This is a genomic window from Streptomyces sp. NPDC014676, from assembly GCF_043084105.1.
Taxonomy (GTDB): domain Bacteria; phylum Actinomycetota; class Actinomycetes; order Streptomycetales; family Streptomycetaceae; genus Streptomyces.
In genome coordinates, this window is record NZ_JBIBZI010000003.1 from 500,819 (window position 1) to 513,615 (window position 12,797).

General features: G+C 73.9%; 10 protein-coding genes and 1 pseudogene. 7 read left to right on the forward strand and 4 right to left on the reverse strand.

Annotated elements, in window-relative coordinates:
- Positions 1 to 152 precede the first annotated feature (152 nt).
- Positions 153 to 335 (reverse strand): annotated as a pseudogene (locus tag ACF1DX_RS10915) (DUF397 domain-containing protein); the annotation flags it as partial.
- Positions 336 to 789: 454 nt separating this feature from the next.
- Here ACF1DX_RS10915 and ACF1DX_RS10920 point away from each other — a divergent pair.
- Positions 790 to 1,164, forward strand: a complete 375-nt coding sequence (locus ACF1DX_RS10920) for a hypothetical protein (protein ID WP_391790867.1) — start codon at positions 790 to 792, stop codon at positions 1,162 to 1,164.
- A 117-nt stretch (positions 1,165 to 1,281) separates the two neighbouring features.
- On the opposite strand, the gene ACF1DX_RS10925 is transcribed toward ACF1DX_RS10920, so the two are convergent.
- Both ACF1DX_RS10925 and ACF1DX_RS10930 read right to left on the reverse strand, forming a co-directional pair.
- Positions 1,282 to 2,829, reverse strand: a complete 1,548-nt coding sequence (locus ACF1DX_RS10925; RefSeq protein ID WP_391790868.1) for a serine/threonine-protein kinase — start codon at positions 2,827 to 2,829, stop codon at positions 1,282 to 1,284.
- Positions 2,826 to 3,623 carry a serine/threonine protein kinase gene (locus tag ACF1DX_RS10930; protein WP_391790869.1) on the reverse strand — a complete coding sequence of 266 codons (798 nt, stop codon included), beginning with the start codon at positions 3,621 to 3,623 and terminating at the stop codon, positions 2,826 to 2,828. The genes ACF1DX_RS10925 and ACF1DX_RS10930 overlap by 4 nt, the downstream gene beginning before the upstream one ends.
- A 551-nt stretch (positions 3,624 to 4,174) precedes the next feature.
- Between ACF1DX_RS10930 and ACF1DX_RS10935 the strand changes: the two genes are divergently transcribed.
- Positions 4,175 to 4,531 (forward strand): hypothetical protein, encoded by a 357-nt coding sequence (locus ACF1DX_RS10935; RefSeq protein WP_391790870.1) that lies wholly within the window; start codon positions 4,175 to 4,177, stop codon positions 4,529 to 4,531.
- Here the strand turns inward: ACF1DX_RS10935 and ACF1DX_RS10940 are convergent.
- Complete coding sequence (locus ACF1DX_RS10940) at positions 4,525 to 4,836, reverse strand: trypco2 family protein (protein WP_391790871.1); 312 nt, start codon at positions 4,834 to 4,836, stop codon at positions 4,525 to 4,527. The two genes, ACF1DX_RS10935 and ACF1DX_RS10940, sit on opposite strands and share 7 nt — an antisense overlap.
- A 91-nt stretch (positions 4,837 to 4,927) precedes the next feature.
- On the opposite strand from ACF1DX_RS10940, the gene ACF1DX_RS10945 reads away from it, so the two are divergent.
- The 5 genes from ACF1DX_RS10945 (at position 4,928) to ACF1DX_RS10965 (ending at position 12,348) form a co-directional block, all read left to right on the forward strand.
- Positions 4,928 to 6,250: a serine protease gene (locus tag ACF1DX_RS10945; RefSeq protein ID WP_391790872.1), complete on the forward strand. Its 1,323-nt coding sequence runs from the start codon at positions 4,928 to 4,930 to the stop codon at positions 6,248 to 6,250.
- 46 nt (positions 6,251 to 6,296) lie between these two features.
- Entirely contained in the window at positions 6,297 to 8,603 is a 2,307-nt protein-coding gene (locus ACF1DX_RS10950; RefSeq protein WP_391790873.1) for a tetratricopeptide repeat protein, read from the forward strand.
- 69 nt (positions 8,604 to 8,672) lie between these two features.
- A complete protein-coding gene (locus ACF1DX_RS10955; protein ID WP_391791185.1) occupies positions 8,673 to 10,067 on the forward strand; it encodes a hypothetical protein in 1,395 nt (464 codons plus the stop codon).
- On the forward strand, positions 10,064 to 11,083 hold the full coding sequence (locus ACF1DX_RS10960; RefSeq protein WP_391790874.1) for a hypothetical protein: 1,020 nt from the start codon (positions 10,064 to 10,066) through the stop codon (positions 11,081 to 11,083). Before ACF1DX_RS10955 ends, ACF1DX_RS10960 begins: the two co-directional genes overlap by 4 nt.
- Positions 11,080 to 12,348 (forward strand): ABC transporter substrate-binding protein, encoded by a 1,269-nt coding sequence (locus tag ACF1DX_RS10965; RefSeq protein ID WP_391790875.1) that lies wholly within the window; start codon positions 11,080 to 11,082, stop codon positions 12,346 to 12,348. The genes ACF1DX_RS10960 and ACF1DX_RS10965 overlap by 4 nt, the downstream gene beginning before the upstream one ends.
- The last annotated feature ends 449 nt before the right edge of the window (positions 12,349 to 12,797 follow it).

Genomic DNA, 12,797 nt, shown 5'->3' on the forward strand with positions numbered 1-12,797 from the left:
TGACAGCAGCCGAGTGTGACACGGGTCACCGAACCCGGAGCGGTTCACACCGCCGGCCGGGACGGCGGGTCATGTGACGGATGAAGCTTCCCCTTGTAACCGCACGAGGCGTGCCGTCCGCTGCTCCAGTGGACGGCACGCCCTCAAGTCGCTCAGCGCTCCGACGCGAACCGTACGAACCGCCCCCGGCCTTCGCGGCCGACGGCGAAGGCCGGGCGGGTCACGTCCTTGGAGTCCCGTACGTGGACGGTCTGTTCGGCGATCGCGACCTCCACGCAGTCGTCGCCCTGGGTTCCGCTGTAGCTGGACTTGAACCAGGCGAGGCCCTGTCGTCCTACGTCCCGCCGCCGCCCAGCCTCCTCGCCGCCTACGCGGAGGAGCCCGCCCTCGGCGTGCTCCACATGGAGCCGCGTGACGCCCTGCGGGTCTCCTTCGCCTCGACGCTCCCGGGCATACTGCCGCGCACCTGAACACCTCCGTGACCGGCACCTTTGTGCCCATCCGTCCGGAACGGACGTCACCACGACTTCGCCGGGGCCCCGGGCCGCACCCCGACTCCGGGTGCGGCCCGTTCGGTTCACGGCCCTGCCCCCGGCGCCTCGGGAATCCCCTTCCCGGCGCGGCCCGCTGCCGGAGAGGCCAGGACGAGCCGGTCTCCGCGGGTGCGGCGAGGCGGACCCCGGTACCACCCGCCCCTGACATCCGTCAGGACCGCTCCCGCCGCTCGCCCTCCTACTGTGTCGGCGCAGCCACCGGGCTGCCGCAACGACAGGGCGACTCTCGAAAGGCATGACCGTGCGCAAACTCCTCCGCGGGGCCGCCGCGCTGGCTCTCGCGACCGCCGCCATGACGGCGGGCGGTACGACCCAGGCCCATGCCGCCGACTCCTGGGCCAACTGCCCGTACGGCGCGGTGTGCATCTACCCGCAGAACCAGAACCCCGCCGTCAGCCCCAGCCACGTGTTCTGGGCGTACGGGCCGCACCGCATCTACAACCAGTTCGGCTACCACTGGGTGCTCAACAACCAGTCCGACTACGCGGTCGCCTACCTGTGCAAGAGCGTCGGCACGGACTGCCACGACAGCATCAACTCCCAGGAAGGCCTGTACTTCAACCTCGACCCCATCAACTCGGTCACGCTCTCCGAGTGGCGCCCGACCTGAGAAGACCCCGCACGGCGGCCGTAGCCGCCCCTGCCGCCGGTCCGAACCGAGACGGGGACGGCCGGCGGCGAGGGGCCCGATGAGAACGACGGCGGGTGAGCCGGTACGGGGGCCGGTTCACCCGCCGTACGCGGCGAGGTGACGCAGCACCTCGTCGACGTGCGGCCGGACCTGCTCGGGCACGCCGCCCTGTTCGATGACGGCACGGTCGCTCGTGCGGTAGCCGGCCGCGACCAGGGCGGGCAGGTCCTCCTTCGGCATCCCCGCCTCCTTGAACCGCTGGTCGAGCCAGCACACGTACCCGCTCATGGTGGCGATCGCGTCCGGCGGCGACATGTGGTCCTTGTCCCCGTCGCCGTCCCCGTCCACCGCCCAGGCCCGGAACACCGACGGCGTCCACATGGCGATGCCGTACTCGTCGGTGGCCGGGCGGGCGGCGTCCTCGTCGAAGCCGCTCTCCGCCTTGAGCATGGCGGCGAGCAGGGCGGGCGTGATCTCCTCGTCGGTGCAGCGGTGGGCGGCCTTGGTGATGACCGCGCGCAGCGCCTCGGGCACGTCGGAGTCCGCGGGGATCTCACCGGGCGCCGCGCGGTGCGCGCCGGTGACGACGGCGGGGGCGCCGCGGCCGTCGTCGTCCTCGGATTCGTCGCCGCCGAGCACGACCGTCCCGGTGACCGCCGCGACGGCCAGGCCCGCCAGCGCGGCGGCGACGGCCGGGACCAGGCGTCCGCGCCTGCGGCGCGTCCCGCCCGCCAGCCGCTCGACCCGCGCCGCGAGGGCTTCCGCCGTGTGCGGGAGGCGGGAGGCGTGGTCCGGGGCCAGGCAGTCGGCGACGAGCCGGCGCCAGCCCTCGCCGAGGCCGGCGTCCAGACGCAGTGGCGCGGTGCCGCGCGCGTAGGCCTGGGCGGCCAGCGAGCGGGCCCGTGCGTCGGCGCCGGGGAACGGGTGCAGGCCGCCGGTGAGCACCTGGTGGGCGAGGACGCCGAAGGCCCAGACGTCGGCGGTCGGCCGGACGACGGAGCCGCGGGTGCCGGTGCGCTGGGACCACCACTCGGGCGGCAGGTGGTCGAGGGTGCCGAGCGGCGGCAGGTGGGCGTGGCTGCCGTCGAGTTCCGCGGCCAGCCCGAAGTCCGCGAGCCACACCTGCCCGTCCGCGCCCAGCAGGACGTTGGCGGGCTTGAGGTCGCCGTGCACCCAGCCGGCGCCGTGCATGTGGGCGAGCCCGGCGGCGACCCCGCGCAGGACACGGTCCGCGTCGGCGATCGGGCGACCGGTCCCGGCGGCGTCCAGGACGTCCCTCAGGCTGGCCTCGGCCCGGTCCATGACCAGCGCGACGGCTCCGTCCAGGGCGGGCAGGTCCGGGGCGTCGACGGTGTACACGGCACGGGTGCGGACCAGGTGGGGATGGTCGGCCTCGGAACTGAACCGCACCTCCCGCTCGACGATTTCGCCCAGCGCGGCGCTCTGGCCGGGTGCCAGGGCGCCGGTCGGCAGCACCTTCACCGCCGCCGGGGCGCCGTCGGCGACCGCACGTGCCTCGTACACGGTGCCCCAGCCACCGGAGCCGATGACCGCCCCGATCTCCCAGCCGTCGATGCGGAAGCCCTCCGGGAGGCGGGGCGGGCGCGGTGTTCCCAGGGGTTCCCGGGCGTCGGACGTCGTCATGCGCGGGCCTCCCGCGGGGCGGGGCGCCCGACGCCGCGGGGCGGCAACAGGGCGAGGTGTTCCTCGCGGACCAGGCCGAAGCGGAGCGCCACGGAGGCCAGTCGGGCACGCTTGGCCCCGGTGCGGGCGCCGTCGGCCGGGATCTCGTCGCCGAGGTCCAGGCGCAGCTTGGCGGAGGCCAGGTAGTCGATGTGGTAGTTGACCGCCGAGCGCGTCAGACCGCGGCAGGACTCCAGCGGACGCAGTCGCTCCACGATGTCCCCGACGCCGGGCAGGGCGGTGTCCGAGGCGTCACGCAGCCGTTGTTCGCACAGGGCGACCAGGACGAGGAAGTACTTGGACGTGGGGTCCAGGGCGAAGGGGTGGACGGTCTGTTCCCCGACGCCGTCGGCGACCTCGTGGCCGAGGTAGGCGTGTTGCGGGGCGAACACCTTGAAGGCCGCGGTCCCCGACAGCGCGGGCAGCACCACCCGGGAGAACTCGAACGGCACGGGCGCACCGAGGCGCCCCGGGGCCACGGTGATGTACTCGCCGGCGCCCTCCAGGTTCTCCACCACGTAGGAGACGCTCCGGCTGAAGTTGGACAGCCGCCAGTAGTCCCCGGCCGCCTCCAGTCGCCCCGCCCGGCGTGAGACGCCGGGATCGGTCAGGGGGATGGCCACTCCCCCGCCACCGGGCAGACCACGACCGAAGTCGACGACGTCCCCCGGCCCCAGGTGCAGCAACTCGGGCCTGTCGAGCCCGTTTTCGGCCGACCGCGCGAAGCCCGGCAACTGGACGATGATCGTTTCCATGTCTGACTCCCCCGATGTGGTCGCGTGGATTTTACGCACGGATTCCGCATGCCGCCGCCGTCCCGGACGGCCCCGGGACCCGCCCCTCCCATCGGATCCCGTCGCACCGGCCGATACCGTCCGCCACGCCGGGGTGCACGCTCCGGACGGGGTGCCACGAGTGGGCCGCGGACGGGGCGGTCGGCGCGCCACAGTGCCGCGAAGGCTTCTCACCGACCGTCGGACCGCTCGACCGCCCCGGCCGCGGGCGCGTCCCGGGACTTCGGGAACCCCCTGCCGCCTTCCCGCGTTCCTCATACGGCGTGGCGGGGATCCGGCGTACCGCCCTCCTCCCCCGTCCGTACGCCTGCTCTCCGTACGGGGCGCGGCACTCGCCCCGCCCGCGTCCGGCCGCCACTCTGACGCCATGAACCACGCAACACCCCACGTGGGCGCCCCCGTCGGCACCTTCACCCAGCTGCTGTCGTCCACACGGCGCGGCGCCCGTCTCGCCCGGCTCCTCGCGGTGACCGAGCTGCTCTCCCGGGGCGCCTCGCAGGACCTGACCGAGCGTGCCGAACTCGTCGTCGCGGAGCTCGCCGCCAACGCCGTACTCCACGGCCGCGTGCCCGCTCGCCGTCGTCGACGCCGAGTACAAGGTCGAGAAGGCCGGCGGACTCCTCAACGCCGACCTGTACCAGGCGCTCGCGTACGCCACCGTGCTCGGTCTGCGCGAGGCGCACCTGGTGTACGCGGCCGGGCGCCGGCCCGAGCGCTTCCACGAGGTGCGCGGGACGGCGGCGGGGCCGGACGGACGGGGGGTGCGGCTGTACCGGCACAGCCTGGACCTCTCCCGCGAACCGGGACGGCTCCTGTCGTCCCTCCGGGACCTCGCCGGCCGGCCGGCCGGAGCCGGCGCGTCTCAGTGACCGGGGAAGTCCCCGCGCCCCACCTCGTGGTGGCGGCCGTCGGGGCGGGGCAGGGGTTTGAGGGCCACCTCGATGCGGTGGGTGGAGTCGTGGCTCACCGCGCCGCCCAGGCGGGCCTCGACGACGCCCAGGCGCAGGCCCGCGCCGCCCTCGCCGGCCCGGTGGAACTGGACCGAGAACTCCAGGCTGACCTGCTCCACGTGGAACCGCCAGTCGCTCTCCGCGCCCTCCGCCTGGGCCCGCGCCAGCTCCGCGCGCACCGTGCCGATGGCCTCCGCCAGACCGATCGGTTCCGCATTCGCCATATCAACACACCGCCACTTTCGGCTGATTGACCGATCCACCCTCCTCACGAGTCTAGGGACGCCCCAGGCTTTGCACGTAATGTGAGACGGCATGGGGGAACTGCGTGCGGACTGGAGACTCAGGCTGCGGCGCGAGGACGCGCACGGCCCTGTGTGCGGCGCCGGTGTGCTCGTCGACCAGTACACGGCGCTGACCTGCGCGCACGTGGTGCGCCGGCCGGATGCCGTCATGTGGCTGGAGTTCGCCGAGAACGGCGGGCTCGAACCGGTCTCGGCGCGGGTCATGCCCGGTGGCTGGCTGGCGGAGGGTCCCGGCGGTGAGGACGTCGCCGTGCTGCGGCTGGACAGCCCGCGTCCGCAGGCGCGCCGTGCTCCGCTGGAGACCGGGCTGTGGGGCGGCATGGAGGTGTACGCGACCGGTTACGCGGAGGGCTTCGACGACGGCATGAGCCTGTGGGGGCGGATCGGCGGCGCCAGCGGTGAGCGGGTGCAGCTCGACGCCGTCACCCGGTCGGAGGTGGTGCGCGCCGGGTTCAGCGGCGCCGGCGTGTGCACCCGGCCCCAGGAGGACCGGCCCGCCCGGGTGGTGGGCCTCGTCGTGAGCTGGCGCGGAGACCTGGGCGCGGCCCTGCCCGAGGACAACCGGCTCTCCTTCTCGTATCTGATCCCCATCGGACGCATCGCCGAACTCTCGCCGCTCGTCAAGGAGCTGAGCGGTCCGGGCGCCTGGGACCACGGCTTCGAGGAGCGGTTGTCCCGGTGGTTCGACGATCCGGACGAGGACCCGGTGAAGATCACCGTGGTGCCTCCGGGCAGTGGCAAGGACCGGTCGCTGCGCCATCTGCTGCACCGTGCCCACGTCGTCCACCGCGGCGGCGCCAGCAGGCCGGACCTCATCGACCACGCCCTGGACCAGGTCACCTTCCCGGCCGGTGAGTACCTGGCGTACTGGGACTGGCTGCGCGGCGCCAAGGCCCGGCCCGAGCGGGCGGCCGACCGTGCGCCCGTACGGCCGGTCACGGTCCTCGTCGACGGGCTCGACGAGGAGCCGCGGCCGGGACCCCTCATCGAGATCCTGTCCCGATTAAGGACGTTCGGCTTCCGGCTGCTGCTCGTCTTCCGCCACGAGGGCGGGCCCGGCTGGGCCGCCTCCCGTGACCTCCTCCTGCGGCCCGCGCTCCTCCACCACGCGGACACCCTGCTCGACCGCTTGCAGCGCGCGGAGTTCAGCCGGGCGATACGCCGCGACATCGTCGACAGCGCCTCCCTCGGCTCCGTGACCGAGACCGCCGACCGGCACCGCGCCACCCGCCGCCTGCTCGACGACGTACGGGACCCGCAACAGCAACTCACCCGGCTGCGCTCGCTGATCAGGACCCTGCGCGCCGACCTGAGACGCTGCGGGGACCGGTGACGCCGTGCACCGTCCGGGCCGGGAGGGGAAGGAGAGGCACGCGAGGATGACGACCTGCCCGCACCGGCGTTTCACCGGGACCCCCTGCGGCGGCACCGTACTGCCCACCGGCTACTGCGCCGTCTGCGGCCGCGCCCAGGACGGCCCCGGACTGCCCGCCCTGCCGGAGGACCCCCGCGAACTCGGCCCCCGCGAACTCCTCACGCTCCCCGAACGCGAGCCGCGCCCCGCCGGGGAACGCCTCGTCCGGCCCGAGGCCCCGCCGCGCATCCGCATGAGCTGCTCGTCCGCCGACTGCGGCATCACCTTCGCCCCGCCCTACACCGAGGGCCCGGTGCCGATCGAGGGGTTCTGCCCGGTGTGCGGCGAGCGCTACTCGTACCGGCCCGAACTCGTCGAGGGCGACCTGCTGCGCGACCAGTACCGCGTCATGGGGCCCATCGCGCACGGCGGCCAGGGCTGGGTCTACCTCGCCGAGGACACCCATCTCGGTGACGTCGTCGCCGTCAAGGGACTGCTCAACCGGTACGAGCACGACGGCGCCCGCCTCGCCGACGTCGAACGCCGCAACCTCGTCGCCATCCGCCACCCCCGCATCGTCCAGATCCGCGACTTCGTCGCCCGCCGGGACGACACCGGCCGGGTCACCGGCGGCTACATCGTCATGGACGACGTCGGTGACGGCACCCTCGCGAAGGTCGTCGAGGAGGTCCGGCGCGGGGAGTCCGTCCTCGACATCGAGCACGTCGCGACGTACGGCTGCCAGATCCTCGAAGCCTTCGTCCATCTGCACGCCGACGGCGAACGGGTCTTCGTCTACGGGGACATGAAACCCTCCAACGTCGTGCACCACCGGGACGGCCTCAAGGTCATCGACCTCGGCGGCATGCGCGAACAGGGCCAGAGCCTGCCGCCCGCCCATGTCACGCCCGACTACATGGCGCCCGAGACCGGGACCTCGGCCGTGCCCACCGTCGCCCACGACCTGCACACCGTCGGCGTCACCCTGCGGGAACTCGCCCGCTGGGCCGTCGCCGGCGTGCCCGGTCTCGGCACCGCCTCCTTCGACCGGGTCGTCGACCGTGCCGTACGGACCGACCCGGGCCGCCGCTTCGCCGACGCCCGCGAGATGGTCGGCCAACTGCGCGGCGCCCTGCGGGAGATCCGCGCGCTGCGCGGCAAGAGCGACCCACCGGAGCCCTCCGACCACTTCCGGCCGTCCAGCAGACTGCCCGGCGCCCGGCTCGGCACGGTGCCGGACATCGGGCACTGGCTGGAGAGGCCCCGCCGCGACCGTTACCAGCCGCCCGTGGCACCGGTCCTCGACCTCGGCACGCCCACCCCCACCGAGATCGCCGCCTGTCTGCCGGTGCCCAGGCCGTATCCGGGCGATCCGCAGGCCACACGGTTCGAGGTGAGCAGCGGCTACGACCCGGGCCGGCTCCTGGAGCAGGAGGAGGAGAAACCGCGCTCGGTGGAGATCCGCCTGCACAACGCGCGTGTCCTGCTGGGCCGGAACACCCGCGACGACCTGCGGCGGGCCCAGGAGGAACTGGACACGGCCGACTCCGTCCCCGGGCCGTCCGCCGTGCGCCGGTGGCGGCTGGAGTGGCACCGCGCCCTGCTCGCGCTGTGCAGCGCCGGCCTCGACGACGACCCCCGGCAGGTCGCCGAGGCCCGCCACCACTTCACCCAGGTCCACCTCGAACTGCCCGGCGAGTACGCGCCGAAACTGGCCCTCGCCCACTGTGCGGAGTGGCTCGGCGACGACACCGCCGAGCCCACGGCCAAGGAACTGTACGAGGCGGTGTTCGCCCGCAACCCCGCGCACGGCGGCGCCGCCCTCGGTCTGGCCCGGCTCGCGCTCCGCGCGCGTGACCGCCGGGCCGCCATCGACGTGCTCGGCCGGGTCGGGCCGGGCACACTGGACCACACCGTCGCCCGGATCGCCGCCCTGCGCATCCGCGCGGCCCGGCTGCCCGGAGACGGTGATCCGCTGCCCCTGCCCGCCGAGGTCGACGCGGCGCTGGCCGAACTGCACGGTCTGGTGGGCCGGCGTCCGGGCGACGGGGAGCCGAGCCTGTCCGAGGACGAGGCGCTGCGTCTGAGCACCGAGCTCCACGAGTGGAAACTGGACGCGGTGCACAGCCTCAGCGACCGTCCCGGCGCTCCGGGAGGGGGCACCGGACGGCTCACCGCCCGCGCCCTGCGCCGGCTGAGCGCTCCGGAGCGCGAGGCGCGCGAGCGGCTGGAGTCGCTCTACCGGCGGCTGGCGGCACACCACCAGGAGCCCGCCGCCCACGAACACCTGGTGGACCTCATGCACGCGGTACGGCCGCAGACCGTGTTCTGACCGCACGGCACGACGGGAACGGGACGGCACCCGGCGACGAAGGTGAAGGAAGGAACGGTGACGTACGACATGAGCGGCCCCACCCGGCCTCCGCAGCCGGGCATCCGGCTCCACGTCGACCTCGGCGGTGACCCGCGCCCGCACCGCAGCGCGAAGATCGAGGCACATCTGCGGGTCGACGTGGCCGCCGACGGCGCCCCCACCGACCTGCCCGCGGTCCAGCTCGCGGTGATCATCGCGGTGGACGTCGCCGAGTCCCACCGGGCGGCCGTCCGGCACGCCCTGCCGGCGGCGCTGCGCGCCCTGCCCGACCGGATCTCCTTCGCCGTGCTCGGCAGCGGCCCCGAGCCGGTCCGCTGCTATCCGCGGGGCGACGACGAGTGGGCCGTCGCCGACCAGGACGCGAGGCGCCGGGCCGCCTTCGTCGCGGGTTCGCTCCCGCTGCACCGGGAGGGGCCGCGTCCCGCGGGGTACGCCGCCTGGGTGGCCGGGGCGCGCGCCCTGCTCGCCGGCCGGCCGGTGTCCGTACGCCATCTGGTGCTGATCACCGACGGCAGCAGTGCCGCCGCCACCGACGAGCACCGGCTGGAGGAGGAACTGGACGCCTGCGCCGGGCGGTTCACCTGCGATGTGTTCGCCGTGGGCTCGGACTGGACCCCCGACCCGCTGCTCGTCCTCGCCGAACGGCTGCACGGCACGGCCGAGTTCGTGGACGACGGACTGGGCCGCGCGATCACCGCCGCCATCCAGCGGCTGCGCCGGGTGCACACTCCCCAGCTGCCGATCGAGGTGACGGTACGGCCCTCCGTGCGCCAGGTCTCGCTCAGCGAGAAGGCGCCCCGGCCGCACCGCCTCGGCGGACTGCCCGAGCCCGGCCGGCCGCACTGCTGGAGCTTCCCGACCTACCAGTGGGAGCAGGGCGGACGCGACTACCTGCTCACCCTGGTCGCCGACTCCGACGGCGACCCGCTGGAGACCGAGCTGCAGTTCGCCATGGTCTCCATCGGTGAGGTCCACGCGCCCGTCACCGCCCGCTGGCACCTCCCCGGGCAGTCCCCGCCGCACGCCCCGGCGGGCGCCGACAGCGTGCGCACCCTCAACGCCACCGCCCGGATGCGCAGCGCCCTGCGCCAGGGACTCGTGGCCCTGCGGGAACACCGGCGCGACACCGCGGAGGACCGCCTGGGGCAGGCCGCCCGGCTGGCGGCGCGGTTCGGCACGGACTGGGTGCTGGACGAGATCCGCGCGGTCGCCCGCATCGAGGACGCGGCCGAGGGGCGGGTCCGGCTGCGCCCCGTCGACGCCGGCACCCTCGGCCCGATGATCCTGCGCGCCGGATCCCGTCCCGGCGGTCCCCTGGCCGACACCGTCGGCGCCCGGCCGGGTCCGGGCTGCGGCGACTGCGGTGCCCCGGCGGGGAGCGAGGCCCGTCACTGCATCGTGTGCGGGGAGAGACTGCTGTGACGGCCGGACGCGCCGGCTCCCGGAGCCGGTACTCCCCCGCCGCCTTCTGGCGCGGGCGTCTGGGCTCCCGGCGGACCCGCCGGCTGCTGGAGGCGCATCTGCTGGTGCTGTTCCTGCTCACGGCCGTGGCGTCGACCGCCCTGTTCCTCTCCAGCCGTCAGGTCCAGCACGGCGCCGAGGCGCTGGCGTCCCGCGAGGCACCGGCCGTGCAGGGGCTCGCCGCCAGCAGGCTCGCGGCCCTGCGGGCCCAGGAGGAGGTCGACCACCTGGTAAGAAAGAACCTCATCGGCGTCGTGGGCTCCGGCGAGGCCTACCGGTCCCAGCTCTCGGCCGCCGACCAGGGCCTGTCCCGGATCGCCGACCGCACGGACCAGGACCTCGGCACGGTCAAGGGTCTGCTCGCCACCTACAGCGACTCCCTCGCCCTCGGCACGTCCCTCTACCGTGACCAGCCCCTCATGCGGGAGCTGAGGCTCCGGGAGGCCGAGTCGCTGCTCACCCGCGACACGGTGGGAGTCGCACCACGCCTGAAGGTCCTGCAGCGAAGCCAGTTGGAGCACGCCGAGGCCACGGCCGCCATGGGGTGGTGGCAGCGCGCCGGGTGGTGGATCACCGAACTCTCCCTGGCCGCGGTGGCGCTGACCCTCCTCTCGGCGCTGTTCGTGCTGCGCGACCGCTGCGGCCGTGACTGGAATCCGTATCTGCTCGCGTCCTTCGTCCTCACCGTGCTGCTCGCGGTGGTCCCGCTGATGACGGCGTACTCCACCCAGGCCGATCTCACCGGGGCGCTCGGGGACCTGCGGCGGATCACCGAGGAGTCCTGGGGGAACGGCCCGCCGGACGAGGCGCAGCAGAAGGTCACGGAGATGTCGGAGAAGGTCCGGCTGCGCCTGGCCGACGGCGCGTGGACCGAATCGGTGTACCGGGGTGCCCTCGTCGGGAGCCTGCTGGCCGTCGTCCTGCCCGCGCTGGGGCTCGGTCTGCGGCTCGACAAGGACTACTGGAGGCGACGGTGACCCGGCGGTTCAGGATGCTGGTGTTCGTGATGGTCGTGCTGCTGACCGTCGCCGGGGGCATGGTGGTGGTCTGGGCACAGCACGACGACGAGGAGCCGGTGACCATCCTCGGGACGTGGACGGCCGGGCAGGCGGAGCAGTTCGAGGACGTGCTGCGGGGTTTCGGCATCCCCTTCCGCTACCAGGGCACCGCGGCCCAGCGGGAGGTGCTGCTCTCCAAGGTGCAGTCGGGCGAGCCCCCGGACATCGTGATCATGCCGGGCCTCGGGGAACTCGCCGAGTACGCCGAGAGCGGCCTCCTGGAGCCGCTGGACGAGTTCTACGAGCCGCGGGAGTACGGCGCTCCCTGGATGTCGGCCGGTTCGTCCTCCGGACATGTGTACTGGGTGCCGGTCAAGGCGGATCTGAAGAGCATCGTCTGGTACCGCGAGGGCGAGGAGCCGGGTGACGCGCCTGCCCCGCTGAGGAGTTGGTGCGTCGGCATGGGGGACGACGGCGCCTCCGGCTGGCCCGGCACCGACTGGATCGAGGACCTCGTGCTGCAACGGGAGGGCCCGGAGGTCTACGAGAAGTGGGCGCTGGGCGCGGGCGGGGTGAAGTGGTGGCGCAGTGATGCGGTGCGCACCGCCTGGGAGGCCTGGGACGGTCTGCTGCGGCAGGACGGGCGCGCGGCCGAGAGGGCTCTGCTCACCGACCACCGCGGCGCCCCGGACGGCAACGGGCTGCTGTTCGACGGCCCGCGCGGGTGCGCCCTGGAGCACCAGGGTTCCTTCGCGCTCTCCTTCTACCGGTCCGACGCGCGGCACGCGCGCCTGACGGACTCCGCCCCGCTCCTGCCGGACGGCGGCGGCCGGGTCCGGGCCCACGAGGTGACCGGCGACTTCGCGGCGCTGTTCAGCGACCGCCCCGAGGCGCAGGAGCTGATCGAACGGCTGGCGTCGGAGGAGGGCCAGCGGGAATGGGCCGAGCGGGCGGGCGTCTTCTCGGCGAACCGTCAGGTGAAGCCGCGGGGTGACGCGGTCAAGGGCGAGATCGCCCGGCGGCTCCGTGAAGGGCCCCGCTGCCTGGACGCCTCGGACGTCATGGCGCCCGCCGTACGGGACGCCTTCTACGAGGCCGTCCTGCTGACCATCGCACGGGCCGCCGCCGGCCGGGACCCCGACGTCGCGGGCCTCCTCCAGGACGTACAGCGGGTGCAGGACGCGCAGTCCCCGCCGGGGGCCGGCGGCAGAGCGGCTCCGAAGACGGTGTGCAGTACGCGGTGAGCGACGGGTGGTGCCTCCCGCATGCGGCACGACGGCCGGTTCCGCCCGGCAGGCACCGGGCGGAACCGGCCCGGGGTCACGCTGTCGACGGAGGGACGGAATTCCGGGCCCGCGACGTCCGGGCCCGTACACCCGGCTCCATGGAACCGGCCGAGCGAGCGATTGCGCGCGAACGGCAAGGAGGACATGTGAACGGGGCCGCACGAACAACGGGGCGCATGGGCACGGTACCGCCCCGCACGGCTCCACCATAAAACGATCTCGATCACAAGGAAGGGCCCCGGGAGAATTATCCGGCGAACTCATGACCAATCAAAGGTGTCCGATAAATGAACGACCCACTGCGCTGAATTCCCTGCGGGGGATTTCACGGCATACTGTTAATGTCCCGCATCGTGACCGATTTGTTGATGGCGCGGACCCGTACGCAACCGCCGGCCGGGCAACGA